The organism is Embleya sp. NPDC059213 (genome assembly GCF_042754445.1).
Taxonomy (GTDB): Bacteria; Actinomycetota; Actinomycetes; order Streptomycetales; family Streptomycetaceae; genus Embleya.
In genome coordinates this window covers 1-25,006 of sequence record NZ_JBHZAV010000084.1, presented here as the reverse complement: position 1 = coordinate 25,006, position 25,006 = coordinate 1, and the positions used below count along the sequence as shown (strand labels likewise).

The following is a 25,006-nucleotide window of genomic DNA, read 5'->3' as shown; positions in this document are numbered from 1 at the left end:
CCGGGGCTACCGCCGCGAGCGAAACGGTGCGGAACCGGGCGGAAGGCTCACAGAACGGCTGCGCGCGACGGCATGGCGCAGCGGCTCTGCCCAGCGCCTTTGCGCGGCGCTCACCGACCCGCCGCGCACCACCCCCTGCTCGGCCTCGGGCGGGCGGCGGGCAACCAGACACCGATTCCCGCCGGAGTCAGACCCTGAGCTTCGCCAACGTCGCCTTGGCACTGGCCACCAGCATGTCGCCGGCCTGCTTGGGCGTGGTTCTCGGTGCGCCGTCGCCTCCGGTGCCGGTACTCACCCACGTGGTCTGGTAGGTCATGCCGCCCTCGCGCACCGCCAGCAACACCCACACCAACCCGGTGTCCCCCTTGCCCGGTTCGGGGACCTGGACCACCAGGTACGCCTCGCTGCCCAGGTTGCGCACCCGGTCGATCGTGTAGTGCGTCTGTTCCGTCTTCTGCGCCTCGAAGGAGCGCAGGGACGGGCCGAACTCGGCCTTGGGATCGGTCTTCTTGTGCAGCGTCACCGTCTCGGTGATCCAAGCCGTCGGGCTGGAGGCGCCGACCGCGTCCTTCGGATCGAACGGAAGGCTGCAGCCCATGGTTTCGAGGTTGGGCTCCCGTATGCCAGTGGCCTTCGGCTTGGGATCGTCGGTCACCACGTAACCGGTGAAGACCTCCGCATCGGTCGCCGCGCACAGGTCCGCGGTATAGCGGTAGCCGGCCTGACCGGGCCCGTCGTCCCCACCCCCGAATCCACCGGTGGCGAACAGCGTGCCCGCCCACACCGCCGACGCGACCCCCGCTCCGGCCAGGGCCCACAACCACCCTCGGCCGCGCCCATCCACGGATCCCGGCGGGCGACCATAGGGTCCACCCGCCGGTCCGAACCCCGGCCCGACGTCGGCCGACGAGGGGAACGAGCCGGGTTGGTAGGGCCCCAGCGGCGCCGACGCCGGACCGTACGGACCGGGCGGCGGGGCCGACTGCGGATATCCGTGCGATGGGACCGGCCGAGGCGGTTCTCCCGGAATCGACATGCTGCGAACATAGCGGAGCGGAAAGGGAGTTCGACCCCTTCCGCAACCCCTATCCCGACGACCCGGCGCCGGCCGGGGCCGCCGGCTCCGGGCGCAGCACCATCAGCGCGGCGTCGTCGGTGAGTCGGCCGCCGCCATGCGCCAGCAGCGCCCGTTGCAGCAGGCCGAGCAGCTCGGCTCCGGACATCCTCGGATCGGCATGCCGGGCGAGCCATTCGCGCAGCGGGAAGAACCGCCCCTCGGCGTCCCGGGCCTCGGTGGTGCCGTCCGTGTACAGCAGCAACAACTCGTCCGGTGCCATCCGAAAACGATGGGCCGGCGCCCGCTCCTCGGCGGGGAGCAACCCGGCCAACCCGAGCGGCAACTCGGTCGGTACGTCGATCCAGCGCACCCCGGACGGGCCGATCAGGGCGGGCGCCTCGTGGCCGTGGTTGACCAATTCGACCAGCCCGTCCGGGCCGAACCGGGCGAGCAGCGCCGTGGCGAACCAGTCCGTGTCCGGCCCACCGAGCAGCACCTGGTTGCGGCCGAACCGCTCCAGGGCCTCGCCCATACGATCCCCGACCCGGTGCAACTCCGGCTCGGTGAACGCGGCCTCGTCGAAGGTGCCGACCAACGCCGCACCGGCGCCGACGGCGGTCATGCCCTTGCCCTGCACGTCGGCGATGAACGCGCGCGTCCCGTACCGCGTGGCCACCACGTCGTACACGTCCCCGCCCACCTCGGCGTCGCGCTCGGCCGCCAGGTAGCTGCGGTCGACCCGGACCCCGCCCACCACCGGCGGCGCCGGCGGCAACAACGCGCGCTGCACGTGCTCGACCACATTGCCCAGCCGCGACACCCGATCCTGCAATCGGGTCCGCAACAACACCGTGGCCACCGCGATCGCGCCGCCCAACACCACCACCACGAACCCGGCCCAGTCGTGCGTGTAGCCGCTCGGCGCCAGCCACGGATCCAACACCAGGAACGTCAACGTCGCCAGCACCGCGTAAACGGTGGTCGCGCGCACCGTGGTCAGGCTCGACGCGGTCATCGGCACCAGACACAACATCGTGTCGGTCCGAAACTCGTCGGGTGTGCCGAAGTCGACCGCCACGATCACGATGTACAGCAGCGCCGGCAACAGCGGGATCAGCCGCCGCATCGGCCGGCCACCGCCCCCGCCGACCGCCGGGGTCTCGCTCATCGGGAAGCCACCACCCTGGTTCACCCGCAAGGGGCCGTGCAGATCGGCCCTCCCACCCCTTTCCCGATCCACCCTCCGTCCAGCTACGCCACACGGCTGACCATCGCAAACGCCCGTCCCCGGCACCGGACGACCGTCCCCATGCGGCGCCGGCGACCGGCAACGGCGCGGCCGGGCGGGTTCAGGCGGTGGAACCGGCCGCCGCGAGCAGGGTTTCGGCCAGCCGGCGGGCTCGTTCGGCCGGGGCGGCGGTGCGCTCGCGCAGGGCGGTGACCACGGCGCCGTCCATCAGAAGGACGAACTGCCTTGCGAGTAGGGCAGGTTCGGCGACCTCGGCGGCGGTCAGGAGCTGTTCGAGGTAGCCGACCACGGATTCCTTGTGCGCCGCCGCGACCCGATGCGCGGGACTGTCCGGGTCGGCGGACTCGATCATCGTGTTGATGAACGCGCAGCCCCGGAAGTCGTTGCGGACGAAGCGCTCGGCAAGCGCGTCGAAGACGGCGAGCGGCCGGCCACCGAGCGCCTCGACCCGCTCGGCGAGCCAACTCCGCCAGCGCCGGTCGCGCGCCTCCAGCACGGCGACCACGAGGTCGTCCTTGCTCGGGAAGTGCCGATACAACGACGCCCGACCGACGCCCGACTCGGCCAGGATGCGCTCGATGCCGACGGCGCGGATCCCCTCGGCGTAGAAGAGTTCCTCGGCGGTGGCGAGCAGGCGGTCTCGGGCTTTGACGGGCACGTTCGGAATCCTAACCCCCCTTGACCGGAAACGGTACCGATCAGTACCGTCTGGAAAACGGCACCGATCGGTACCGTTTCTGTTTCCGCGCCACACCCACGGGGGTCCGCATGTCGTCCACACCCGCCCCGGCCACCGCTCCGGCGGTCGCCCCCGCCCAGCCCGACACCGAGGACCTCCTCGCCCGGGTCGCCAGGCAACTCGGCCGGGTGCCCAACCTCTACGCGGCGCTCGCGAGCGGCCCGGCCGCCCTGGAGGGCTACCTCGCGATGCGCGACCGGCTCACCCGGGGTGTGCTGCGCGCGCGTCTGCGCGAGCAACTCGCGTTGCTGATCGCACAGGAGAACGAGTGCACCTACTGCGTCAGCGCGCACTCCCTCCGCGGCGGCCTGATCGGGCTGACCGAGGAGCAGCTCCGGGCCACCCGCGAGGGCCACGACACGGACCCGCACACGGACGGGGTCCTGCGCCTGGCCCTCGCGATCATGCGCACCGGCGGCCGGGTCACCGACGCGGACCGGGCGGCGGCCCACACCGCCGGCGTCACCGACGCCGAGCAGGCCGAGATCGTCGCGCACATCGCGCTGAACACGCTCTCCAACTACTACAACCACCTGGCCCGACCGGAGCTGGACTTCCCGGAGGTACCGGCGTGACCGAAGGCACGGGCCCGACCGAAGGCAGCCGAAGAGCCACGGGCACGGACCCGGCCACCGAAAGCCCCCGAGCCACCACCGACGGCGAACAAGCCGCCTCGGCCCAACGCACCACCACGATCGGAGCCCCCGCATGAACCGCACCTGGCACGACGCGTCCGTCGAACTCGTGGACGGCTATTCGGTGATCGACGCCGACGGCACGGCCACCGCTTCGGTGCCGGCCGTCCGAGTGGCCGTCGAGGGCGGCTTCGCGCACCTGGACATCCCCGGTACCGGTGTCGTCCAGATCGTCTCGGCGCCGGCCGTACGGCTGATCACCTACCGCACGGAGCGTGCCTCGGACTGAACGGGCCCGGGTGCGCCGGCCGGTACGGGGGTCCGGCCGGCGCACCCGGTCCACATCGCGTCCCGCATGCGCGCCGTCGAGGTCGGGTAGTCCCGATGAGTTTTCCGGCCCGCCGCAGTCCACCCCTCATGGACCGCGACGACGACGCGCAAAGGAATCACCCCATGACACCGGATCTGCAACCGCCCGCCACGACCATCGCCGCGCTCGTGGTCGGACTCGACGACTCCCGGCTCGACGATCCGACTCCGTGCACGCACTACACGATCCGCGATCTGCTCTCCCACCTGGTCGGCCTGACCGCCGCCTTCCGCGCCGCGGGGCGCAAGGAACTCGGCGCGCTGACCGAGACCGCCCCCGGCGCCGAGATGCCCCCGCTCGGCGCGGACTGGCGCACGGTCCTGCCCCGACAACTGGACGAGCTGGTGGAGACCTGGCACGAGCCGGACGCGTGGACGGGCGTCACCCAGGCCGGTGGGGTGACCCTGCCGGCCGAGATCATGGGGCTGGTGGCCCACAACGAGCTGGTGCTGCACGGTTGGGACCTGGCCCGCGCGCTGGGCCGCGACTACACGGTGGACCCGGCGAATCTGGAGACCTCGCTGGCGTTCCTGACCCCGGCGCCGGATGCCGAGGACACCCCCGACGAGCAGACCCTGTTCGCCCGCCCGCTGCCTGTGCCCGCCGACGCCCCGCTGCTCGACCGGGTGGTGGCCCTGGCCGGCCGGGCGCCGACCTGGCAGCCGTCGAAGGCGTAGCCCGGGCGGCCGGGTACGGTGCACGGACGTACCGAATCCGATCGCACCGCGAAGGGAACGAGCGGCCCATGACCTCGCAACCGGAGCAGCCCGAGCAGCCGCAGCAACCGGAGCGGGCGCAGCCACCGCACGAGGACACCGTGCTGCTCGACCGGGTCGGCCCGGGCGGCCGACTCGGCCGGATCACGCTCAACCGCCCACGCGCGATCAACGCGCTCGACCACCCGATGGTGCGCCGGATGCGGGCCGCGCTCGTCGACTGGGCGGACGACGACGAGGTCGCGGCGGTGTTGGTGACCGGCGCGGGCGAGCGTGGGTTGTGTGCGGGCGGCGACATCCGGGCGATTCGCGCGGACGCGCTCCGGGGCGGGCAGGCGGCGCGCGCGTTCTGGCGCGACGAATATCTGCTCAACGCGCGGATCGCGGCCTATCCGAAGCCGTACGTGGCGATCATGGACGGCGTGGTGATGGGCGGCGGGGTCGGCATCTCCGCCCACGGCGACGTCCGCATCGTCACCGAGCGCTCGACCGTCGCGATGCCGGAGACCGGAATCGGCTTCGTACCCGATGTCGGCGGCACATACCTGCTCTCCCGCGCCCCCGGCGAACTGGGCACCCACCTGGCCCTGACCGCCGGGGCGATCGGCGCCGCCGACTCGATCCTGTGCGGGCTCGCCGACCATTTCGTACCGGCCGACCGCCTGCCGGCCCTGCTCGACGCGCTCGCCGTCGAGGCCCCGGCCGACGCCGCCGCACGCTTCGCCGAGGCCGCGCCTGCGGGCGAACTCGCCGAGCGGCGTGGGTGGATCGACGCGTGCTACGCGGCGGACACCGTCGAGGAGATCGTGGATCGGCTGCTCGGCAGCGGCGAACCGGCGGCGAAGGAGGCCGCCGAACTGATCGCGGCGAAGTCGCCGACCTCGCTCAAGGTCACCCTGGCCGCGCTGCGTCGGGCTCGGGCGCTGGATTCGCTCGCGCTCGTGCTGGACCAGGAATACCGGGTCTCGTGCGCGTCGTTGGCCACGGCCGACCTGGTCGAGGGCATCCGGGCACAGGTGGTCGACAAGGACCGCGATCCGCGCTGGTCGCCCGCGACGTTGGCACAGGTCGGCGCGGCCGAGGTCGAGGCGTTCTTCGCGCCGCTGGGCGAACGGGAGTTGGGGTTGGCACCGGGGTCGGGGACGGGAGCGGGCTCGACGGCGCGCTGAGCGGGTGGCGGCTCAGTGGTGGAAGCCCGGCGCCCGGGCCTCGGTCGGCATCGGTCCGCCGAGCCGGTCCAGGAAGGTGGTCGCCTCGCGGATGTCGTCCAGGAGGTCGCGGGCCAGGTCCATGCCGAGGCCGTTGCGGACCACGATCCGCTGCACCGTCAGGTCGGCGAGGTCGTCGGGCATCGGGTAGGCCGGTACCTGCCAACCCTTCATCCGCAGCCGGTCGGACAGGTCGTACAGGTTCCAGTTCTCGGTGTGGCCGGCCTTGAGTCGCCAGGCGAACACCGGGATGTCCGAGCCGTCGCTCCACAGTTCGAACGCGTCCATCCCGGCAATGCCCTCGGCGAGCCGGCGGGCCACGTCCTGGGACGACTTCTGCACGGCGCGGTAGCCGCTGCGGCCCAGTCGCAGGAATTGGTAGTACTGGAGCAGGACCTGGGCGCCGGGGCGGGAGAAGTTCAGCGCCAGGCTGGGGGTGACCCCGCCGAGGTAGCTGACCCGGAAGATCAGATCCTCGGGAAGCAGATCCGCGCTGCGCCACACCACCCAGCCCAGACCGGGGTAGACCAGTCCGTACTTGTGCCCGGACGTGTTGATCGAGTGCACCCGCTCCAGCCGGAAGTCCCACTCCAGGTCGGAATGCAGGAACGGCGCGATCATCGCACCGGAGGCACCGTCGACGTGGATCGGCACGTCCAGCCCGGTGTCGCGCTGGATCTCGTCCAGGGCTCGGGCGATCCGCGCCACCGGCTCGTAGGCCCCGGTGTAGGTGACGCCCAGGATCGCGACCACGCCGATCGTGTTCTCGTCCACGTAGGAGGCCAGGTCGTGGCCGTCCAGCGTGCGGTGCTCCTCGCTGATCGGCACCAGTCGCGCCTCGACGTCCCAGTAGTTGCAGAACTTCTCCCACACCACCTGGACGGCCGAGCTCATCACCAGGTTCGGCCGATCGGTGGGCTTGCCGGCCGCGCGGCGGGCGTGCTGCCAGCGGCGCTTGAAGGCGAGCCCGGCGAGCATGCACGCCTCGGACGAGCCGATCGCGGAGGTGCCGATCGTGTGCTGCGGGTCGGGCGCGTTCCACAGTTCGGCCAGGATCTTCCAGCAGCGGTCCTCGATGGCCGCGGTGTGCGGGTACTCGTCCTTGTCGATCATGTTCTTGTCGACCGATTCGGCGTACAGCCGGCCCGCGTAGTCGTCCATCCAGGTGCCGACGAAGGTGGCCAGATTCATCCGGGCGTTGCCGTCGAGCATCATCTCGTCGTGCACGATCCGGTAGGCGGCCTCCGGCAACATCTCGCCGATCGGCATCCGATATCGCTCGACGGCGACCGTCTCGCCGGGACGGGCGAAGATCGGATTCAGCGCGACGACGTGCTCCTGCGACATGAACCGCCCCTTAATTGCCGTATGGGTTGCCGTATGTCGTACCTCTCCACGCTCGACGCGCCCACCGCGAGCCACAAGCGGGGCGACCCGAAAGGGTGGACCGCCCGACGTCGACGGGCGGGGCGGGGAAAGAAGGCGTCAGGGCGTGGGTTCGGGGGTGCGCGGATCGCGACGGGGGAGCACTCGGGCGGTGCCGGTGGGCAGGATCGGGGGCGGCTCGGTGGGCTCCGGCAGCGGCTGGGGCAGCGGACGCGGGGACCGACCCGGGCCGAACTCCAGGGCGACCACGTGTTCGCGCAGGGTGCGGTCGAGCAGGACGACCGAGGCCGCCTCCGGCACCACCGCGCCGCCCTGTACGGACAGCGCCAACAACAACTGGGCGAGACCGCGCCGGTGTCGGTCGAAGACCCGTCCGGGCACCCAGCGCCCGCGCTTCTCCTGGCCCGCCAGCGCGTCGGCCGGATCCACCGCGAGCAGCACCAGGTGCAGTTCGCGCCGCTGCCGACCGGCGGATCGGGCCAGCCACCGGCGCATCCACGGCCGACTGCCGCAGTCGTGCACCAGCACCGGTCCCCCGTCGCGCACGTGCGCGCGCAGCCGCCGCACGTGTTGCAGCCGCACCCACGGGCGATACACCGCGTACGGCAACCAGCGCGGCATCCGCGCCTGATACTCGACGTGCGCCGTGCGCGGGTCGACCACCGTCGCCGAGCGGGACCAGCGGTCGATCAGCGTGCTCTTGCCGCTGCCGGGCAGGCCGGAGACCACCACGACGGCACCGCTGGGATAGCCCAACACGGCGGGCCCGCGCTCGCGTCCGCGCAGGTCGACGAGCCCGCGCGGGTGCAGCGGCAGGCCGAAGTCGGCCGCCGGGTCCCCCTCGGCGTACGTGCGTTCCGGCTCGTGCGTCTCGCCCACTGTCGACTCCCCCACAAGCGCACATCCTCACAGGTCGCGCCGCCCGCGAGGCGGCCGGGGCCGCCGACGACAATCATCGTCGACACCCGCCGCCCCCGGGTACGAACGCGCCGAGGGCCGCCCGGGTGGGTGAAGCAACTCCCGGCGGCTAGCGCGTCGTGGCCTCCGCCGCCTCGTGCCGGTCGCCGTCCCGGATCAGCCATGTACACAACACGGCCGCCACGAACGCCAGTACGGACATCAGCAGGCACACCTGCGCCAACCCCGAGGTGAACGCCTCCCGGGCATCGGCCAGCGCGGCCGGATGCTCGGCCAACGGCGCGAACCGGCCGGAGACCACGCCGTCCCGGACCTGATCGACGGCCTCCGACGGCACCCCGCCGCGCGCCAACACGTCACCGCCCAGGTCGTCGCCGACCCGCGCGGTCAACAACGCGCCGCCGGCCGCGATCCCGATCGACGTACCCAGGGGGAAGAACATGTTGGTCGCCCCGGACGCCATCCCGGCCCGCTCGGCCGGCACCACGCCCACCGCCACGCCCATCAGCGGCGGGAAGCTCAATCCCCCGGAGATGCCCAGCAGCACGAAGCCGGGCAACATGACCGTCCACGAACTGTCCGCGTCCACCCGGGTCATGGTCAACACGCCGACGCCGGCCACCGCGAAGCCCAGACCGATCGCCTGCCCCGGCGTCAGCACCCGCAGCACCAGTCCGCTCAGCGGCGCGATCAGCAGGATCGGCCCGGTGAGCGCCAACATCTTCACGCCGGTCTGGAACGGCGAGTTGCCGAGCATGCCCTGCAACCACAGGATCAGGAAGGGCAACAGCCCGAACGAGGTGATCCGGGCGAACAGGGAGGCCAGGATGGCCCCGCTGAACGACGGGATGCGAAACAGCCGCAGGTCCAGCAGCGCGATCCGCGGCCGGAGCATCTCCACCACGACGAACGCGATCACCAGGACCGCCCCGCCGATGAGCGTGCCGAGCACGATCGTGTCCGTCCAACCCTGTTCGGGCGCCCTGAGCACCGCGTAGTTGAGCGCGAACAGGCCGGTGATCGCGAGCAGTACACCGGCCAGGTCGATCCGGCCGCGACCGGCCGAGGCGGTGGCGTCGTCCGGCAACCGGAACCGCGCCCCGAGCACGACCAGGGCGCCCACCGGGAGGTTGATCAGGAAGATCCACCGCCAGCCGAGCCCGTCCACCAGCGCGCCGCCGACCAGTGGACCCAGCGCCGCGGCGGCGCCGCTCAGGCCCGAATAGACGCCGATCGCGGTCTGTCGGGCGGCACCCGCGTAGGCGGACGCCAACAGCGCCAACGAGGTGGCCATCACCATCGCCGCGCCGACGCCCTGCACACCGCGGAAGGTGACGAGCAGGCCGACGTTCGGCGCGATCGCACACGCCGCCGAGGCGAGGGTGAACAGTGCGACGCCCGCGCCGAACACCCGGCGCCGACCGATCCGGTCGGACACCGAACCGGCCGCGAGCAGCAGCGCGGCGAAGGCCAACGTGTAGGCGCTGACCACCCATTGCAGGCCGCCCAGACGTGCGCCGAGATCGTCGGCGATGTCGGGCAGCGCGACGTTGACGATGGTCACGTCGAGGGTCATCAGGATGCCGGCGCCGCTGACCAGGACGGTCGGCCAGCGGCCTCCGGGCGCGGAGCCGGGCGCTGCCGGGTCCGACGGCGTCGCGTCGGCGGGCGACGGGAGGGGGGATATGGGCTTGGCCATGTGGACGAACGACCTCACGCGTCGGGGATGGACGACCTGCTATCGGGTGTGCCCGGGTCATTGCCGAGCGAGTCGCCGACCATGGGCACGTTCCGCTCGGCTCCGATATTTGATCAGTGATCAAGTAGGTTAGCCTCACCTAAGCATCCACGCCAGGGGTACGCCGAAATCACCGCACGGCGGCGACCGCCCGGCGTGCGGTGGTGAGGTGCGCGGTCGGCGGTCGGGGTCAGCGGTCCTTGACGATCAGGCCGAGCAACTGGGCCAGGGCCGGGGCCAGGTCCAGGAGTTGGGCGGAATCGATGGTCGCGCCGCGCAGGGCGTCGATGCCCGAGGCGATGTCCAGGGCGCCCGCGTCGCGGAGGTCGACCCTGCTCAGTTGCGCGTTGTCGAGCCGGATCCGCTCCAGGGTCGAGCCCGGGAAGGTCACGTCGGTCAGCGTCGCGCCGGCGAGGTCCACGTCACGCAGCAGGCAGTCCACGAAGGAGACCTCGCGGAGCCTGGTCTTGCGCAGGTTGACCGAGTCGAACTTGCAGTGGTGGAAGACCACTCGTCGCATCGTCGCGCCGAACGCCTCGATCCCGGCCAGCACGCTCGCGGCGAACTCGGCGTCCATCCACGAGGTGTCCACCAGGTCGCTTCCCACGACACGCACGCTGTGCAGCCATACGTCGTCGAACCGGGCGCGCCGATACCGGCCCCCGGTGAACGTCACCGACGAGAACGCCGACGACGTGAAGGCGGACCCGCCGGCCACCGACTCCACGAACGCGTCGCCGTCGAAGTGTGCGAACTCGTGGTCGCCGTCCCGTTCGAGTTCGCCCTCGAAAGCCACGAGCCGGTGGGCGTACGGCAGTTGGGTCAGTTCACGAGAGTTGTGCACACGCATCGCAATCCTCCACGGACGCATCGTCGGGCCCCGGTCCCACGGGGAATTCCCGTCCGCGATCGTGAACCGGTCGGCGAAGCGCGGACGGACCCATGCCTATCGCGCGACCCGCCCTTCGGCCGAATCGGCGTTGCGCAAAAGGGCCGTCGGAGCCCACTTCCCCCGGCTCCCCGCGCACCGTCGTCCGTTCCGTACGTCAGCCGGCGAAGGGGGCCACCGGTTCGGCGCCGGCGGCCAGCGCCTCGATCCGGGCGGCGATGCCGTCGAGGCTGCGATCGAGGCTGTATGTGTAGATGTGCAGGGCGTACGCCTCGCGCTGGTCGGGGCCCTCGCGCAGGTGCGCGAGCGTGTCGGCGAAGGTGCGCAATCCCTCGCCGCCGGCGGCCGGTTGCTCGGAGAGAGCGCCCGTGTCCATCACGAAGACACCGGCGGCGGCCCGGTCGTCCTCGATCACGATCGGCGACATCGCCCCGGCGAACAACACGTGATAGGCGGCCATCGCCTCGATGCCCAACCCGCTCCGGGCCAGCAGCGCGATGCCGTGGTCGATGATCGGCAACGCGGCCGGCACATCGGGCCCACGCAGCGCGAGTCGACGCGCGACGCCGGGGTGGGCACGCAGGATCGGCCGGGCGGCCAACAACAGTTCGCGGAACCAGGGCCGCCACGGCAACTCCGGGTCGGGCACCGGGAAACGCGCCACCACCTCCTGCACGACCGCGTGCGCGACCGCGTCCCGATCACCGACATGGTGATAGAGCACCTGCGGCCACGAGTCGAGCGCGGTGGCCAGGCTCCGGATCGTCCAGCCCTCCAGCCCCACCTCGGCGGTCAACGCGGTCGCCGTCCGCACGATCCGCGCCCGCGTCACGGGCTGCTTGGAGCGCACCGACGTCAGCCTGGCCTTGGGCACCCGCTCCACCCTCCTCACGCTCCGAAACCATTCACCCGACCCACCCAACCTACTGGAGGCCCTGCTGACCCCGAGCCGCCCGTGCAGGGAGCCGGTCGCGGGCCCGCGCACATCCCTGCGCGCGCTCCCGTCCTCAAGAACGCGCTTGCCCGCCCCTGCGAGGATTTCCGCATGCCGATCGAGCAGTGGGACCACGACGACCTGGTGTACGAGCACATCCTGATGTACGCGCTTCCCGACGACGCCTGGTCGGTCGAGCTCTACGCAGGCCGCATCCCGGACCGCCGACACCTGATCACCGTGCTCGTGCACGACGAGGATCCGACCCGGGCGACCCACGTACTGCTGAGCAGGGGCGAGTTGCCGCTGCCACTGCTGCGCCGCTTCCTGGACGTGGTCGAGCGCGAGGAGAGCGTGCGGGACGGACCGTGGGCGACCGAGCCGACCGAGGAACGGCACTACGGGTTCCAGACGGGATACGTCCTGCCGCATCGGGCGTGGTCGCTCGAACTCGCCGCGATCCGACCCGCGTTGCACACGCTGGTGATCGCCGAGGTCTTCGACGAGGAACCAAGGCCGACCCGCGTGCTGTTCGGCGACGGTGAACTGCCGCTCGCGGACCTGCGCCGCTTCCTCGAATCGGTCGACGAGGAGGAGCAGCGGCGGGGGTTCGCGCTCGTGTCATAGGATAGTGAGTATCGAATGGATACCGAGGGATGTGAGTGGTTGTGCACGGTACGGTGACGGCGGTGAGTCGGAGCTCGGAGCATCTGTTCACGAAACCGAACCAGGGCACCATCCGGCTGCTGGCCGGACTCGGCGTCGAGGGTGACGCCCATCTCGGGGTGACCGTGCAACACCGCTCGCGCGTCGCGGTCGATCCCACCCGACCCAACCTGCGCCAGGTGCACCTGATCCACGCCGAGTTGCACGAGGAGTTGGCCGCAGCCGGCTTCACCGTCGCGGCGGGCGAGTTGGGCGAGAACGTCACCACCCGCGGCATCGACCTGCTCGGCCTGCCCACCGGGACGCTGCTGCACCTGGGCGCGGAAGCGGTGGTCGAGGTGACCGGCCTGCGCAACCCGTGCCCGCAGATCAACGCCTTCCGGGACGGCCTGTTGAAGGCCGTCGTCGGGCGCGACGCGGCGGGCAACGTGGTGCGCAAAGCGGGCATCATGGGCATCGTCCGAACCGGCGGCGAGCTCCGCCCGGGCGACCGGATCCGGGTCGAACTCCCCGCACCACCACACCGCGCGCTCGAACGCGTCTGAGCTCGAACGCGTCCGAGGCCGAGGGCACCGCGCGCCGCCGCGAGGGCTCGCGGTGGGTGGTCCGCGGTCGTCCCGGGCGACCGGTCGGGCGTGGGTGGGTCAGGATTGTTGCTTGTGTCGCTCCGCGAACATGGTGGCGAGTGTGGCGACGACGTACTCGTCGGTGCCGGTCTTGTCGATTCCCAGGCCGGAGAGCACACCCGCGCCGTCCTCCGACTCCAGGAGCGCGAGCAGGATGTGCTCGGTGCCCACGTAGTTGTGGCCGAGCCGCAGCGCCTCGCGGAAGGTGAGCTCCAGGACCTTGCGCGCCGACTGGTCGTACGGAATCAGCTCGGGCACCGTGTCGATCGGCGGCGGCAGCACGCCGAGCACCGCCTCGCGCACGGCTTCCGGGGTCACCCCCTGGGCGACGATCGCCCGTACCGCCAGGCCCTCGGGCTCCCCCAGCAACCCCAGCGCCAGGTGCGCCGGCCCGATCTCCGGGTTGCCCACGGCGCGGGCCTCGTTCTGCGCCGTCATCACCACGTTGCGGGCCCGGTCGGTGAAGCGACCGAAGCCCTGCCCGGGGTCGAGGTCCGCCTCGCCGAACGGCTTGGCGACGAAGCGCTTCTGCGCGGCCTGCTTGGTGACGCCCATGCTGGTGCCGATGTCCTTCCAGGACGCCCCCGACCGGCGCGCCTGGTCCACGAAGTGGCCGATCAGGTGGTCGGCGAGTTCGCCGAGGTGGTCCGAGACGATCACCGCGTCGGACAGTTGGTGGAGGGCGTCGGAATGGGTCTTCTTGATGGTCTCGATGAGGTCGTCGAGCCGAACCGGATTCGTCATGCGCACAGGATTCTCCATGCGTCAACCGTAGGTTGACGATCAAGGTTCGTCAACCACAAGTTGACGAATTTTACCGAGCGTGGATGCCGCGTCGCCCGGCAACCGCGCGTCGGTCGCGCCGAATCGGCCGGGTCAGGACCGGCTCGCGTCCTCCGCGCCCGCCGGCCCGTCCAGCATCGTCCGCGCCGACCGCACCTCCCGACGCACGTCGGTCAGCGCGTCGACCGGGTCCTCGACCGGCTCCGCCGACCGGGCGGGCGGCTCGCCGGTCCGCATCGAGGCCGCCAGGACGCGCAGTTCGGCGGCCATGTGCGCGGCCGCCTCCGGCGAGGGCGGCGGCGCGCCGTGCGCGGTGCGTACCGCCGCCGCCGTGCCGGTGTCGATCACCCGCTCGACCGCGACGATCAGCGGCCACCACGCCGCGGCCCGGGCGCCGGCCGGCGGCGGCTCGCCCAACGCGCGCTGGAACTCGGTGCGGACATCGGACAGATCGCGATAGATCCGCCGCCGGGTCCGGGCCCGCGCGGCCTGATCGGTCCGCTCGTCGAACGCGCACTCGATGTATTGCGCGGTGTCCTCGATCGCGGTGGCCAACCGGGCCCCCACCCGGGTGTGCCAACTCTCCGGCCACAACACATATCCCGCGACCAACACGATCGCGCAGCCGATCAGGCTGTCCACCAGGCGCGGCGCGAGCAGCCCGACGCCCTGGTGCCCGAGCAGGTCGGACAGGATCAGGATCAGCGGTGTGATCACCGCGGTCTGATAGCCGTAGCCGCGCCGGGAGAGTATCGGCAGCGCCGCCGCGAGCACGACCACGACCGGCACCTCCCACCACCCACGCGGCACGAACTCCAGGATCACCCCCGCGACCACCAACCCCGCCGCCGTACCCAAGGCACGCAACAACGCCCGGGAGAAGACCGAGCCGAAGTCGGGCTTGAGCACGAAGGTGACGGTCAACGGCACCCAGTACGAGCGTGGTACGTCCACTACGGACACCAGTGCCTGTGCCACCCCGATGCACAACGTCAACCGCAGCCCGTACCGCCAGGACTCCGCCGACACCAGCAGGTTGCGCGCGCCGGCGGCCACCCGCTCGGGCAACGCGCCGGGCCGGCCGATGCGATCGGGGGTGCGATAGGCACCGGCGAGCGTCTCCCGCGCGTGCGCGATCGCGGCGACGACCGCGCGGTCGGCCGGGTCGGTCGCGGCGGCCGGCGCCGGCACGTCGGCCGGCACCGTGCCCCCGCGTACCGCCGCCGCGATCTCGCGCACCGCGGCCACATCGCGCTCGCCCACCGACCGGTCCTCGGCCTGCACCGCGGTGGCCGCCTCGACCAGCGGGCCGACCGAGTTCAACAGCGCCACCAGGCGGGACATACCGCGACTGCGCCCCGGCGCCACCGCCCGCCGGCCGAGCAGCAGGTCGTACGCGTGGTTGAGGGTCAGCGTCACCTCGGCCCGAGCCGTCTCCCACTCGGCGGTACCGGCCGAGGCCAGCAGGTCCGCGGTCGCGTCGTACGCGTCGGCCACCGCGACCCGCTCCGGAATGCGCGAACGCGCGGGCCACGCGAGCAGCGCGAGCAGCAGTACGAACCCGGCACCCAGCAGGGTCAGCATCGGCGCCCGCCACCACGGCGAGGGCATCGGCAGGCCCGCCCCGATCACCGCCATCAACAACAGGTTCAGGCCGGACGCGGAGGCCACCGCGCCGATCGTGCTGATCATCCCGGCGACCAGGGCGACCACCGTCAACAGCGCGACGGCCGACCAACCGTGGCCGAACTGCCAACTGCCGAGCGCGAGTCCGATCGCGCCGACGATCTGCGGTACGGCGATGTTGAGCACCCGCAGCCGGTAGGCGTCGGCGGTGTCCCCGAACACCGCGCCGAGCGCGCCGATGGCCACCAACGCGCCGGAGGCGCTGTCCCCGATCGCCACCCCGACCGCGAGCGGCGTCGCGATACCGATCGCCGCGCGCACCGCGGCCGCCTTCGGCACCGGGCCGGGGTTGGCCCGCAGCGTCAGGGTGAGCCACTCGGGCGGCGCGAGCCGGCCCGATCGGGCGGCACCGTCGGCGCGCTCGCCGTCGTCGGGATCGTCGTGTTCGGTCATGGTCATCACAGGATCCCGAACGAGACGAGGGGAACGGACAAGGCACGCGGGGCCGGACGAGTACGGCATTCCGCTTCGCGGACCACGTTACCGAGGCCGCACCGGACACGAGCGGCCGGCCCGCCCGGACCGGTCGCCCGGAGGGCTCCTTGGCCGGCCCGCGTGCTCAGCCCGTCACGGACTTGCGTGCGTGTACGAAGAGTTGCTCCTCGGGGCCCGCAGCCGGGTGGTTCGGCTGGAACACGCTGACGCCGTGGTGGACGATCTCCAGGCCCGCCGCGCGCAGCCGCACGAGCAGTTCCTCGGTGCTGTGGCTGGTCACCCGGGCCCGGTGGCCCAACCATTCGATCTCCACGCCGTCCGCCTCGGCCGGCACCGTCGCGAACGCGAGCAGGCCGCCCGGCGCCAGGCGCGCGCCGAGCCGGTCCAGTTGGGCGTCCAGATCGGCCCTGGGCAGCTGAAGGAACGGGAAGAACGCGCACACCGCGTCCCACGCGCCGTCGTCGTCGAGCAGATCGCGTACGTCCAACTGCTCGAACGTGGCGCCCGCCACCCGTTCCCGAGCCAGCTCGACCATGGTTGCCGAAACGTCGATCCCGGTGACCCGATGACCGGCCGCGACCAGCCTTTCGGCGGTCGGCCGGCCGGTGCCGGACCCGATGTCGAGCACCTTCGAGCCGGGCCGGAGTTCGGCGATCAGCCAGTCCAGCGCGGCCAGTTGCTCGGGCAAGTCCGCGAACGCGGTCTCGTACGCGGCGCCGACGGCATCGAACAGGGCGGCGGCCGGGGACTCCGGGCCGTGTGCCAGCGGAGAGTGCGAGGCGGATTCGGGGCTCATGGAGGAGGGCGTCCTTTCACCGGCGGAACACGAAACGGTGGCACGGGAAACGATGGAGCGCGGAGCGGGGGCGGGGCTTGGGCCGGGGAGCGGAGAACCGAAACAGGCGGCTAGACCCCGGAACGGGCAACGGAAGCGGGCCGGCGGCGGCTACCGACGCAGCAGGATGCCCCGGATGAACGCCGCCTGCCCCGCGTGTTGCAGGTCGTCGGCGATCACACTGACCAGCCGTGCGCCCAGGGTGACCGCCGGCGTCCAGTTCTCGTCGACCACCCGATCCAGGTCGGCGGCCGACAGTTCACGGACGAAGGCGATGGTCTGCTCGTGGACCGCGTCGTAGTAGTCGGTGAGCAGCGCCGCCGAGTCGACCCGGACCGCGCCCACCGCCTCGGCGTCCTGCCCGTATCCGATCGCCCGGACCGGGAAGGGCAGTTCGAAGCGGCCGTGCCAGTCCTGCGCCGTCCACACCTGCTCCAGCGCCGCGACGTCCGACACGTGGTCGTCCTGGACCCGGGCCAGATGCCAGATCAGCCAGGCGATCGAGTTCGCGTCGTCGTCGAGTCGCTCGGCCAGTTGTGCGGGGGTCAGCCCCTCGACCGCCTCGTGCACCACCTCGCGCACCCGGCCGAACGCGTCGACCAGTAGCTCCGCGCTGTTCATCGAACAACCCCTCGTTTCGTTGCGCTCGTCCGCTCGATGTCCGGTACGCCCGCCCATCGACCCTGCTACTCCTGCCCAGCCTGCTCCCGGTCGTACACCTGCCGAGCCGCCTCGATGGTCGGGCCGTGTCGCTCGGCCCAACGGACCAGGCCGGTGAGCGACGCGGTCAACTCGCGCGCCACGTCGGTGAGCGTGTACTCGACCTTCGGCGGCACGGTCGGATACACGGTGCGCGTCAACAGCCCGTCACGCTCCAGCCGGCGCAGGTTGAGGGTGAGCACGCGTCGGCTGATCCCGGGTACCGCGCGTTCCAACTCGGTGAACCGGATCGGGCCCTCGGCGACCGACACCAGGATGCCGATGCTCCACTTGCCCGCGACGTGGTCGAGCGTGCCGACCACCTGACACGCGTTCGCCCACGTGACGCGTCCCGAATCGGCGTCGGGCTCCCGCTCCCCGTCGCCCTCGGCAACATTCGGGCCGGCCGGAACGCCGCCGACCTGGACGGGTACATCGGTGTTACTGCGGAACGTCAAGGTGCCTCCTTACGCGAACCGCCATGGTCACAAAGAATCGACCCAGCGAACAACGAGGCACCCACGAAGGCGAGAACGAGACACCATGAACACCGACGAAACGCCCCGCGACGAAACGCCCCGTGACGAAGCCGCGCCGACCGATGCCGCAACGACTCCGGTCGATCCCGCGGAGCCCGCCGGCCCCGCCGAGGAGGCCCCCGCCGGTCCCCCGCCCCGACCGCTCACCGAGGACGAGGTGCTGGAGATCCTGGCCCGCGAACGCATCGGCACGCTCGCGACGATCAAGCGGGACGGTCGGCCGCACCTGTCCAACATGCTCTTCGCGTGGGATCCGGCCGCCCGGGTGATCCGCTTCTCCACCACCGCCGACCGCGCCAAGCCGCACCACGTCCGGCGCAACGCCAACGCCGCGCTGCACGTGTCCGGCGGCAACGTCTGGTCGTTCGCGGTGGCCGAGGGGGACGCCGAGGTCACCGAGCCGACCACGATCCCCGGCGACGCCACGGGCCGCGAGTTGCTGGCCATGGTCCCGGCCGAGTTCCGGCCGGCCGACGAGGCGACGTTCCTCGCGGGCGCCGTCGCGGAGCGCCGGGTGGTGATCCGACTGGCCGTCACCCGCCTGTACGGCACGGCACTGGACGTCCCCGACGCCTGAGCCGACGCCGGCGAGATCCTCACCCGGAGGCTTCCGTCGGTGCGCACAGGGTCCGGCGCACGGTGTCGCGGAGCCAACGGTGGGCTCCGTCGGCCGTGTGCCGCGGGTGCCAGGCCATCCCGATGGTCACGGGCGGCAGTGCCAGGGGGATCTCCAGGAGGTGCAGTCCGAGGGCCCCGGCATCGTGGGTGAGGGGCGAGGGGGCGGCGCCGGGGAGTGCGGCGGGTACGAGGCAGACGATGTCGCTGCGGGCGGCGAGGGTCATCGCGGCCAGATGGCTGGGCAGAACGACGCTGACCCGCCGCTGGAGGTTGTGCTCGGCCAGGGCGGTGTCGAGGGGGCCGGTGAACCGGCCGCGACGGCTGACCGAGACGTGTTGGGCGGCGGCGAGCCGGGCCGGGGTCAGCGTGCCTTCGGTGAGCGGATGGCCGGGCCGGACGGCGGCCACCATGCGGAGGTCGACCAGTTCGTCGACCCGGGTTTCGGGGTCGACGTGGTCGATGGATCCGATCTCCAGGTCGATCCGGCCGTCGCGCAGGGCGGGCCCGGCCTCGAACTCCTCGGCCCGGATCCGGAACGAGACCCCCGGCGCCTCCCGCCGGGCCAGTTGCAACAGTCCGGGGGCCAGTGCCGCGCCGACCAGGTCGGCGGCCTGGATGGTGAAGGTGCTGCGCAGACCGGCGGGGTCGACGCTGGCACCGGGGCTCAGCAAGGCGCCGAGGCTGCGGACCACGGAGACGGCCTCCTCGCGCAGGGCCTGGGCGCGTGGAGTGGGGACCATGGTCTGGCCGGCCCGGACCAGCAGGGGGTCCTGGAGGATGCGGCGCAGGCGGGCGAGATTGCGGCTCATCGCGGCGGGCGAGGTGTGCAGACGCGCCGCGGCACGAGTCACGCTGTGCTCGGTCAGCAGGGCCTCGAGCGCGATGGCGAGATTGGCGTCGATGACCGGATCCGGGCTGCTCACCAGCATTATTCCATTTCAGTCAATGATTCCGTGCCGAAGTTCCCATTGTGGCAGTACGCGGACCCCGAGCAGGATCGGGGACGTACCCAATCGGCACGACCCCATGAGGTTTTCATGATCGTCATCACTGCTCCCACCGGGAACATCGGCCGTCACCTGCTCGCCCGGCTCCTGGAATCCGCCCCCGCCGCGGGCGAGGAACTGCGCGTGATCGTGCGCGATCCGGCCCGGCTCCCGGACGCGGCGCGCGGACGCGTCGACGTGGTCACCGGCTCGCACTCGAACGCCGAGGTCCTCGACCGGGCCTTCGAGGGCGCGGACGCCGTCTTCTGGCTCGTCCCCCCGGACGCCGCCCTGACCCCGCAGGACGCCTACCTCGGTTTCAGCCGCCCCGCCGTCGAGGCGCTCGCCGCCCACCGCGTCGGCCACGTCGTCGGCGTCTCCGCACTCGGCCGCGGCACCCCGCTCGCCGACCGGGCCGGCGTGGTCACCACCTCCCTCGCCATGGACGACCTGATCGCCGACAGCGGCGTCGCCTACCGAGCCCTGGCCTGCCCGTCCTTCTTCGAGAACTTCCTGGAGGAGGCCGACTCGATCCGCGAGAACGGCTTCTTCACCGACTCCGTCGACGCCGACCGCAAGGCCCCCCTCGTCGCCGTCGCCGACATCGCGGCCGCCGCGGCCGGCCTGCTGCTGGACCGCTCGTGGACCGGCACCGGCAGCGTCCCGGTCCTCGGGCCGCAGGACCTGTCTCCCAACGACCTGGCCCGGATCATGACCGAACAGTTCGGCCGCCCCGTGCGCTACGAACGTCAGCCGCTCGACGAGATGTACACCACCCTTGTCGGCTACGGCCTCAACGAGGCATTCGTGCAGGGCATCGTCGACATGAAGCGGGCCAAGGACGAGGGCCTGGACGCCGGCGTCGCCCGCACCCCGGAGACCGCCTCCCCCACCGACTTCGAGCAGTGGTGCGCGCAGCACCTCAAGCCCGCCGTCCTGTCCTGAAGTCCCGTACCCGGCGCCGGAACACCGAGCCCGGCGCATCCGAACCACCCGCCACCTTGGAGGCACCCCGATGTCCACTGCCACGACCGAACCGCCGGTCACCGCGTTCATGCTGGTCAAGACCACGCCCGAGTGGCTCGCCCTGACCGTCGAGGAACGCGTGCACGCCTTCACCACCCAGGTCCTGCCCGCCATCGAGGCCAAGACCACCGGCGTCCGGTCACGCTTCTACGACACGGAGTTCTACTCCGTGCGCGTCACCGACGTCTGGGTGTGGGAGGCCGAAGACCACCACTCCTACCAGCTCCTGATCGACGCACTGCGCGAAACCCCGTTCTGGGACCGCTACTTCGAGATCGTCGACCTCCTGGTCGGCACCGAAAACGGCTACGCCCGAACCTACGGCCTCGAACCTGTGGCCACGATCGCCACCTGATCCAGCGGCCGGGCGGGCGGGCGACCGGCGACGCGGGTGGCCGGGTGCGCCGGGTGAGCGGGAAACCGGGCCGACGCCTCCGGCTGATTGCCACCGGAGGGCATCGGCCCGGAGGCCGGAGATGTCGGCGCTAACCGCGATGCGCTCGGCGGTAGGCGCGGGGGGTGGTGTCGGTGAAGGCGCGGAAGTGTCGGCGCAGGGCGGCGGGTGAGTTGAATCCGGTGCGGGCGGCGATGCGCTCGACGGGGACGTCCGTTTCGGTCAACAGGCGGCGGGCCTCGTGGAGACGGGCGCGGAGCAGGTACTGGAGCGGGCTGAGACCGGTGTGGGCGTGGAAGCGGCGGGTAATGCTGCTGACGCTGGTTCGCGCGTGGTCCGCGATGGCGGCCGGGGTCAGGGGGTGCTGCAGGTTGGCCTCCACCCAGCGCAGGGTGGGTTCGAGGCCCACACTTTCGGTGACTTCCCGATCGATGGTGTCCCGGACGTCGTCTGCATACGTGTGCAGCGGCGTGATCAGTTCGCGGCCGGTCTCCTCGGCCACCCGGCGGCCGTGGTCGCTGCGCAGCAGGTACAGGCAGAGGTCCAGGCCGCCGAACACGCCCGCAGCCGTCAGGAAGTGCCCGTCCTCGACCACTGTGCCGAGCGGGTCCACCTCGATCTCGGGATACCGGTCCGCCAGTTCCTCCAGGTACCGCCATCCGGTGGTGGCGCGGCACCCGTCGAGAAGTCCGCTCGCGGCGAGGGTGAACGTCCCGGTGCCGACGGCGGCGATCCGGCTCCCGCGCGCCGCCGCCGCCCGCAGCGCGGCCGAGACGCCGGGCGGCGGCTCGTCGCGATGGCCGTCGTGGCCGGGAACCAGGACGACGTCCGCGTCCGCGAGGCCGTCGAGATCGAACGGCGTGTCGATCCGGAGCACGGCCGGAGCGCCGGTGGCCCGCAGACCGCGAGCCGCGCAGATCCTGATCTCGTAGGTCAAGCCCGGGTGGTCGCGGCAGGCGGCCCCGAACACCAGCCCGGGAGTGGTGAGTTGATGCCCCGGGACTCCGTCGAGGGCGAGGACGGCGATCACTGACATATCCGGAATCTAGTACCGCCTTGCCGGAATCCCCTACTGGGTGACGGCCGGCATCGGCGCGCCGCGTCCGACGGGACCGCATCGAGGTGTGCGGTGGCGCGTGGTGCCGGTACCGGCCGTGCGCTCGCTTGCGCCGAGCCGGTGCGGGCTCTGCACCGGGCCACCGGGTGCGCTGGGCCGGATCGCAGTCGCGTCGGGCCTCTCGGGCGGGGCGGTCCCGGGACACGCAGGCCGAGCGGTTCCGGGCCACCGGGTCGGGTCGGTCCTGGGACACCCGGGTCGGGTCGGGGCGGTGCCGCCCACTCGCGTCACGTCCGCTCGGGCCGAGCCGGTAGCCGTGGGCGTTGCGGGCGAAGGGGGCGCCGGGGTGGGCAGGGGCGGGTGTGGGTGCGGGTGGGGCCGTCCTGCTTGCGGCCCGGGTGCATCACAATCCTGTCGACTCTGCGGACCGTGCCGCCGGGGCCGGTGCGGTTCGGGCTGCCGATCCGCACCATCCCGTCCGGCACGATCGGCAGACCGGCGGTGTCGGCGCCGTGCGCCGCGCTGCCGGCCGTCGCCGTGGTACCGAGCACGATCGCCGCGCCGACCGCAGCGATCGATTTCGCGAGCAGGCGGCGAGCGCGGGCGCTCGGGGCGGGCATCGAGGGCCGGACGCCCCCGTGTCCGTCCCCGTCCCAGCCATCCTCCGCGCCGCGCCACACGCGGAAATGGCCGTTCCAGTGGCTTCCTCGGCTAGATTCCGGTCATGCCAGTGATCGCCGTCCTCGTTCTCGACGGGGTCCCCGGGCACCAGCTCACCGCACCCGGCCTCGCGTTCGGCACCGCCGCCCGGCATCATCCTCCGGTCGCCTACGACGTGCGGATCTGTACCGCTCCGGGCTTCGAGGCGACCGGCGGCCTCGCCTCCTTCCGGGTCGAAACCCCTTGGGGATTGGACGGATTGGCCGATCTCGACGACACGGACACGGTGCTGCTGCCGGGACACGAGCGTTTCCGGGACCCACCGCCACCGGACGTCGCCGCCGCCCTCCGCGCCGCCGCCGCGCGTGGCTGCCGGATCGGCGCCGTCGGCACCGGCACGTTCACCCTCGCGGCCACCGGCCTGCTCGACGGCCGGCGCGCCGCGACCAGCCGCCGCAACACCGCGGAACTGGCCCGGCTCCACCCGCGGATCGATGTCGACCCCGAGGGTTCGGTGGTCGCGGACGGTCCCTTCCACAGCGCCGCGGGCGTCCTCGGCGGCATCGACCTCTGCCTCGACCTGATCACCCTGGACCACGGCATGGCCGTGGCCATCGAAACCGAACGCCAGCTGTTCCTACAACTCCACGACCCCACGACCCCCGCCACGACCTGCGCCGCCTACACCCCACCCGGCAGCAGCCTCGCCCCCACCACCGCATGGATGGAGGCCAACCTCCGCCACCCGCTGACCCTCGACGACATCGCCGCCCACGCCGGCCTCGGCGCCCGCCACCTCACCCGCCGCTTCCACGCCGAAACCGGCCTCACTCCCCTCCAATACCTCCTGCGCGCCCGAATCCAACGAGCCCAATGGCTCCTGGAACGCACCGAGGACCCGGTGGAACGCATCGCCACCCTCACCGGCCTCGGCACCCCCGCCAACCTCCGCCGGCACTTCCAACGCCAAACCGGCACCACCCCCACCACCTACCGCACCGCCTTCCGCACCTTCGTCACCAACCTCACACCCCGAGAATGAGCCGACAAGAACACCGGCCCGGGAACCGGCCCAACCCAGCCGACGGCAAACCCACCAACCACCAACCGAAGCCCCCGCGCACGTCGCGGCGAGCCCAGCCCCCTCGCCCTCACACGAGCAGGCGAAGTCCACACACAGGTGAGCCAAAACCCGGCCCGAGCGTCGGAACCCGGGCCTCTCCGACGGAAGTTCCTACGCGTGGGGCGTGACCCAGGCCGCCGGGCTGCCACCACCGAATCGGGATGAAGCCCCCACGCAGGTCGGGTGCCATACCGGCGCCTCGGCAACCGGGGTGTTGCCGAGGCCGCCCCCGTGTGGCCATGGCGCCCGGACGGCCCACCCGGCACATTCCCGGGTCGGAGCGACGGGTCCTCGGCAAAATACGAGGCCATCCGGTCGGTTCTTCGTGCTTTCGCCAATCCAACAGACACGCGGGGCACCGACGGCCATGTCTTCGGAGGCCTCCAGCTCACCGGTGTCACGACCCCACGCGTTCGGCCTGTCACGGGCACGGTCGTGTTTGCAGCCATCGGTGCCGGTTGTCGGCAAACGCCTGCCACAGCCCAACTCCCGAAGCACCGCATGTCCGGGTGACCGTCGAGGAATCCCTATCCATCGCCCCGGGTGCCCTCACGAACCGCGACATGCTTTTCACCAACGTCGTGGACGGGGTCGCCGAGCCGGCCCAAGAGTGCCGCAAGTGCGCAATGGCATCCCACTCCTACGACGCCCGGGTCGCCCGCACCCGTTGTAATCACCCAATGGTCGAGAACTACCGCGTGATGTAGAGGCCAACGGGCACGGCGGGCCGCCCATGCTGTTCAGGTTCAGGCAGGTCACCCCGCCAAGCACCTCGGCGCCGGCGGCAGCTCGGATAACGAGGCCGCCGTCCTGGAGGCACGTCGGCGCCGCCGGCAGGAACGGGCTCGGCGCTGGCCCGTCGAGCTTTCGAACGAGGCTCCCAACGGCGTCCAACAGTGCCTGGAAGCAGGTCAGGGTGTTTTCGTCGGGTCCGCCGGGGAGCCTTTTCGAGTGGGTCGGGCGTGCGCAGCCGGCGGTCGCGTCTTGGTCGGGTCGGGCGCGGGTGGCTTTGTGCTAAACGGTCGGCGTGGACC

At 71.9% G+C, this 25,006-nt stretch carries 26 protein-coding genes; 10 read left to right on the top strand and 16 right to left on the bottom strand.

Annotated elements, in window-relative coordinates; translation table 11 throughout:
• Positions 1-187: 187 nt before the first annotated feature.
• The 3 genes from ACFXMF_RS27605 to ACFXMF_RS27595 all read right to left on the bottom strand — a co-directional run bounded on the left by ACFXMF_RS27605 (position 188) and on the right by ACFXMF_RS27595 (position 2,964).
• Entirely contained in the window at positions 188-844 is a 657-nt protein-coding gene (locus ACFXMF_RS27605) for a hypothetical protein (RefSeq protein ID WP_360321849.1), read from the bottom strand.
• A gap of 241 nt (positions 845-1,085) precedes the next feature.
• Positions 1,086-2,225: a PP2C family protein-serine/threonine phosphatase gene (locus tag ACFXMF_RS27600; RefSeq protein WP_379990573.1), complete on the bottom strand. Its 1,140-nt coding sequence runs from the start codon at positions 2,223-2,225 to the stop codon at positions 1,086-1,088.
• 181 nt (positions 2,226-2,406) lie between these two features.
• Positions 2,407-2,964 carry a TetR family transcriptional regulator gene (locus ACFXMF_RS27595; RefSeq protein ID WP_360321855.1) on the bottom strand — a complete coding sequence of 186 codons (558 nt, stop codon included), beginning with the start codon at positions 2,962-2,964 and terminating at the stop codon, positions 2,407-2,409.
• Between the two features lie 110 nt (positions 2,965-3,074).
• Here ACFXMF_RS27595 and ACFXMF_RS27590 point away from each other — a divergent pair, with 110 nt between their 5' ends.
• The 4 genes from ACFXMF_RS27590 to ACFXMF_RS27575 all read left to right on the top strand — a co-directional run bounded on the left by ACFXMF_RS27590 (position 3,075) and on the right by ACFXMF_RS27575 (position 5,935).
• The gene (locus ACFXMF_RS27590; RefSeq protein WP_360321858.1) at positions 3,075-3,620 is read left to right on the top strand and encodes a carboxymuconolactone decarboxylase family protein; all 546 of its coding nucleotides are present in this window, start codon (positions 3,075-3,077) and stop codon (positions 3,618-3,620) included.
• 133 nt (positions 3,621-3,753) lie between these two features.
• Entirely contained in the window at positions 3,754-3,969 is a 216-nt protein-coding gene (locus ACFXMF_RS27585) for a hypothetical protein (protein ID WP_360321861.1), read from the top strand.
• A 164-nt stretch (positions 3,970-4,133) separates the two neighbouring features.
• On the top strand, positions 4,134-4,727 hold the full coding sequence (locus ACFXMF_RS27580; RefSeq protein ID WP_360321864.1) for a TIGR03086 family metal-binding protein: 594 nt from the start codon (positions 4,134-4,136) through the stop codon (positions 4,725-4,727).
• A 68-nt stretch (positions 4,728-4,795) separates the two neighbouring features.
• Positions 4,796-5,935, top strand: coding sequence for an enoyl-CoA hydratase/isomerase family protein (locus tag ACFXMF_RS27575; protein ID WP_379990196.1), 1,140 nt, complete (start codon positions 4,796-4,798; stop codon positions 5,933-5,935).
• Positions 5,936-5,947: 12 nt separating this feature from the next.
• Here the strand turns inward: ACFXMF_RS27575 and ACFXMF_RS27570 are convergent, their stop codons facing one another.
• From ACFXMF_RS27570 to ACFXMF_RS27550, 5 genes are all read right to left on the bottom strand, one after another.
• Complete coding sequence (locus ACFXMF_RS27570) at positions 5,948-7,321, bottom strand: glutamate decarboxylase (protein WP_360321870.1); 1,374 nt, start codon at positions 7,319-7,321, stop codon at positions 5,948-5,950.
• Positions 7,322-7,459: 138 nt separating this feature from the next.
• A complete protein-coding gene (locus ACFXMF_RS27565) occupies positions 7,460-8,254 on the bottom strand; it encodes an AAA family ATPase (RefSeq protein WP_379990195.1) in 795 nt (264 codons plus the stop codon).
• A gap of 133 nt (positions 8,255-8,387) precedes the next feature.
• Complete coding sequence (locus ACFXMF_RS27560) at positions 8,388-9,977, bottom strand: MFS transporter (protein WP_379990194.1); 1,590 nt, start codon at positions 9,975-9,977, stop codon at positions 8,388-8,390.
• A 229-nt stretch (positions 9,978-10,206) separates the two neighbouring features.
• Entirely contained in the window at positions 10,207-10,866 is a 660-nt protein-coding gene (locus ACFXMF_RS27555; protein ID WP_360321879.1) for a pentapeptide repeat-containing protein, read from the bottom strand.
• Between the two features lie 196 nt (positions 10,867-11,062).
• Positions 11,063-11,797 carry a TetR/AcrR family transcriptional regulator gene (locus ACFXMF_RS27550; RefSeq protein WP_379990193.1) on the bottom strand — a complete coding sequence of 245 codons (735 nt, stop codon included), beginning with the start codon at positions 11,795-11,797 and terminating at the stop codon, positions 11,063-11,065.
• Positions 11,798-11,950: 153 nt separating this feature from the next.
• On the opposite strand from ACFXMF_RS27550, the gene ACFXMF_RS27545 reads away from it, so the two are divergent.
• Together ACFXMF_RS27545 and ACFXMF_RS27540 are read left to right on the top strand one after the other, a co-directional pair.
• Positions 11,951-12,466, top strand: a complete 516-nt coding sequence (locus ACFXMF_RS27545; protein WP_379990192.1) for a hypothetical protein — start codon at positions 11,951-11,953, stop codon at positions 12,464-12,466.
• A 53-nt stretch (positions 12,467-12,519) separates the two neighbouring features.
• Positions 12,520-13,050 carry an MOSC domain-containing protein gene (locus ACFXMF_RS27540; protein WP_379990197.1) on the top strand — a complete coding sequence of 177 codons (531 nt, stop codon included), beginning with the start codon at positions 12,520-12,522 and terminating at the stop codon, positions 13,048-13,050.
• 99 nt (positions 13,051-13,149) lie between these two features.
• Here ACFXMF_RS27540 and ACFXMF_RS27535 read toward each other — a convergent pair whose 3' ends face one another.
• The 5 genes from ACFXMF_RS27535 to ACFXMF_RS27515 form a co-directional block, all read right to left on the bottom strand.
• Positions 13,150-13,893: a Clp protease N-terminal domain-containing protein gene (locus ACFXMF_RS27535; RefSeq protein WP_360321888.1), complete on the bottom strand. Its 744-nt coding sequence runs from the start codon at positions 13,891-13,893 to the stop codon at positions 13,150-13,152.
• A gap of 114 nt (positions 13,894-14,007) precedes the next feature.
• A complete protein-coding gene (locus ACFXMF_RS27530; protein WP_379990191.1) occupies positions 14,008-15,999 on the bottom strand; it encodes an FUSC family protein in 1,992 nt (663 codons plus the stop codon).
• A 160-nt stretch (positions 16,000-16,159) separates the two neighbouring features.
• Positions 16,160-16,831 (bottom strand): class I SAM-dependent DNA methyltransferase, encoded by a 672-nt coding sequence (locus tag ACFXMF_RS27525; RefSeq protein WP_379990190.1) that lies wholly within the window; start codon positions 16,829-16,831, stop codon positions 16,160-16,162.
• 150 nt (positions 16,832-16,981) lie between these two features.
• Positions 16,982-17,491 (bottom strand): DUF664 domain-containing protein, encoded by a 510-nt coding sequence (locus ACFXMF_RS27520; RefSeq protein ID WP_360321897.1) that lies wholly within the window; start codon positions 17,489-17,491, stop codon positions 16,982-16,984.
• A 65-nt stretch (positions 17,492-17,556) separates the two neighbouring features.
• Complete coding sequence (locus ACFXMF_RS27515; RefSeq protein WP_360321919.1) at positions 17,557-17,892, bottom strand: helix-turn-helix domain-containing protein; 336 nt, start codon at positions 17,890-17,892, stop codon at positions 17,557-17,559.
• Between the two features lie 220 nt (positions 17,893-18,112).
• Here ACFXMF_RS27515 and ACFXMF_RS27510 point away from each other — a divergent pair, with 220 nt between their 5' ends.
• Complete coding sequence (locus tag ACFXMF_RS27510) at positions 18,113-18,685, top strand: pyridoxamine 5'-phosphate oxidase family protein (protein ID WP_379990188.1); 573 nt, start codon at positions 18,113-18,115, stop codon at positions 18,683-18,685.
• 19 nt (positions 18,686-18,704) lie between these two features.
• Here ACFXMF_RS27510 and ACFXMF_RS27505 read toward each other — a convergent pair whose 3' ends face one another.
• Positions 18,705-19,655 carry a LysR family transcriptional regulator gene (locus tag ACFXMF_RS27505; RefSeq protein ID WP_379990187.1) on the bottom strand — a complete coding sequence of 317 codons (951 nt, stop codon included), beginning with the start codon at positions 19,653-19,655 and terminating at the stop codon, positions 18,705-18,707.
• A 108-nt stretch (positions 19,656-19,763) separates the two neighbouring features.
• On the opposite strand from ACFXMF_RS27505, the gene ACFXMF_RS27500 reads away from it, so the two are divergent.
• On the top strand, positions 19,764-20,657 hold the full coding sequence (locus ACFXMF_RS27500) for an NAD(P)H-binding protein (RefSeq protein ID WP_360321906.1): 894 nt from the start codon (positions 19,764-19,766) through the stop codon (positions 20,655-20,657).
• Positions 20,658-20,727: 70 nt separating this feature from the next.
• Positions 20,728-21,093 carry a darcynin family protein gene (locus ACFXMF_RS27495; RefSeq protein ID WP_379990185.1) on the top strand — a complete coding sequence of 122 codons (366 nt, stop codon included), beginning with the start codon at positions 20,728-20,730 and terminating at the stop codon, positions 21,091-21,093.
• Between the two features lie 130 nt (positions 21,094-21,223).
• Here ACFXMF_RS27495 and ACFXMF_RS27490 read toward each other — a convergent pair whose 3' ends face one another.
• Both ACFXMF_RS27490 and ACFXMF_RS27485 read right to left on the bottom strand, forming a co-directional pair.
• Positions 21,224-22,168 carry a GlxA family transcriptional regulator gene (locus ACFXMF_RS27490; RefSeq protein WP_379990184.1) on the bottom strand — a complete coding sequence of 315 codons (945 nt, stop codon included), beginning with the start codon at positions 22,166-22,168 and terminating at the stop codon, positions 21,224-21,226.
• Between the two features lie 308 nt (positions 22,169-22,476).
• On the bottom strand, positions 22,477-22,809 hold the full coding sequence (locus ACFXMF_RS27485) for a hypothetical protein (RefSeq protein WP_379990183.1): 333 nt from the start codon (positions 22,807-22,809) through the stop codon (positions 22,477-22,479).
• A gap of 104 nt (positions 22,810-22,913) precedes the next feature.
• On the opposite strand from ACFXMF_RS27485, the gene ACFXMF_RS27480 reads away from it, so the two are divergent.
• A complete protein-coding gene (locus tag ACFXMF_RS27480) occupies positions 22,914-23,891 on the top strand; it encodes a helix-turn-helix domain-containing protein (RefSeq protein WP_360321914.1) in 978 nt (325 codons plus the stop codon).
• Positions 23,892-25,006 lie beyond the last annotated feature (1,115 nt).

What these genes read in the sequence shown, in the direction of transcription:
- ACFXMF_RS27545 (WP_379990192.1), top strand. Translation starts at nt 11,951, where the DNA reads ATGCCGATCGAGCAGTGGGACCACGACGACCTGGTGTACGAGCACATC.
- ACFXMF_RS27520 (WP_360321897.1), bottom strand. Translation starts at nt 17,491, where the DNA reads ATGAACAGCGCGGAGCTACTGGTCGACGCGTTCGGCCGGGTGCGCGAG.
- ACFXMF_RS27505 (WP_379990187.1), bottom strand. Translation starts at nt 19,655, where the DNA reads ATGCTGGTGAGCAGCCCGGATCCGGTCATCGACGCCAATCTCGCCATC.
- ACFXMF_RS27600 (WP_379990573.1), bottom strand. Translation starts at nt 2,225, where the DNA reads ATGAGCGAGACCCCGGCGGTCGGCGGGGGCGGTGGCCGGCCGATGCGG.
- ACFXMF_RS27560 (WP_379990194.1), bottom strand. Translation starts at nt 9,977, where the DNA reads ATGGCCAAGCCCATATCCCCCCTCCCGTCGCCCGCCGACGCGACGCCG.
- ACFXMF_RS27485 (WP_379990183.1), bottom strand. Translation starts at nt 22,809, where the DNA reads ATGCCCGCCCCGAGCGCCCGCGCTCGCCGCCTGCTCGCGAAATCGATC.
- ACFXMF_RS27525 (WP_379990190.1), bottom strand. Translation starts at nt 16,831, where the DNA reads ATGAGCCCCGAATCCGCCTCGCACTCTCCGCTGGCACACGGCCCGGAG.
- ACFXMF_RS27480 (WP_360321914.1), top strand. Translation starts at nt 22,914, where the DNA reads ATGCCAGTGATCGCCGTCCTCGTTCTCGACGGGGTCCCCGGGCACCAG.
- ACFXMF_RS27490 (WP_379990184.1), bottom strand. Translation starts at nt 22,168, where the DNA reads ATGTCAGTGATCGCCGTCCTCGCCCTCGACGGAGTCCCGGGGCATCAA.
- ACFXMF_RS27585 (WP_360321861.1), top strand. Translation starts at nt 3,754, where the DNA reads ATGAACCGCACCTGGCACGACGCGTCCGTCGAACTCGTGGACGGCTAT.
- ACFXMF_RS27510 (WP_379990188.1), top strand. Translation starts at nt 18,113, where the DNA reads ATGAACACCGACGAAACGCCCCGCGACGAAACGCCCCGTGACGAAGCC.
- ACFXMF_RS27555 (WP_360321879.1), bottom strand. Translation starts at nt 10,866, where the DNA reads ATGCGTGTGCACAACTCTCGTGAACTGACCCAACTGCCGTACGCCCAC.
- ACFXMF_RS27495 (WP_379990185.1), top strand. Translation starts at nt 20,728, where the DNA reads ATGTCCACTGCCACGACCGAACCGCCGGTCACCGCGTTCATGCTGGTC.
- ACFXMF_RS27570 (WP_360321870.1), bottom strand. Translation starts at nt 7,321, where the DNA reads ATGTCGCAGGAGCACGTCGTCGCGCTGAATCCGATCTTCGCCCGTCCC.
- ACFXMF_RS27530 (WP_379990191.1), bottom strand. Translation starts at nt 15,999, where the DNA reads ATGACCATGACCGAACACGACGATCCCGACGACGGCGAGCGCGCCGAC.
- ACFXMF_RS27580 (WP_360321864.1), top strand. Translation starts at nt 4,134, where the DNA reads ATGACACCGGATCTGCAACCGCCCGCCACGACCATCGCCGCGCTCGTG.
- ACFXMF_RS27500 (WP_360321906.1), top strand. Translation starts at nt 19,764, where the DNA reads ATGATCGTCATCACTGCTCCCACCGGGAACATCGGCCGTCACCTGCTC.
- ACFXMF_RS27535 (WP_360321888.1), bottom strand. Translation starts at nt 13,893, where the DNA reads ATGGAGAATCCTGTGCGCATGACGAATCCGGTTCGGCTCGACGACCTC.
- ACFXMF_RS27590 (WP_360321858.1), top strand. Translation starts at nt 3,075, where the DNA reads ATGTCGTCCACACCCGCCCCGGCCACCGCTCCGGCGGTCGCCCCCGCC.
- ACFXMF_RS27575 (WP_379990196.1), top strand. Translation starts at nt 4,796, where the DNA reads ATGACCTCGCAACCGGAGCAGCCCGAGCAGCCGCAGCAACCGGAGCGG.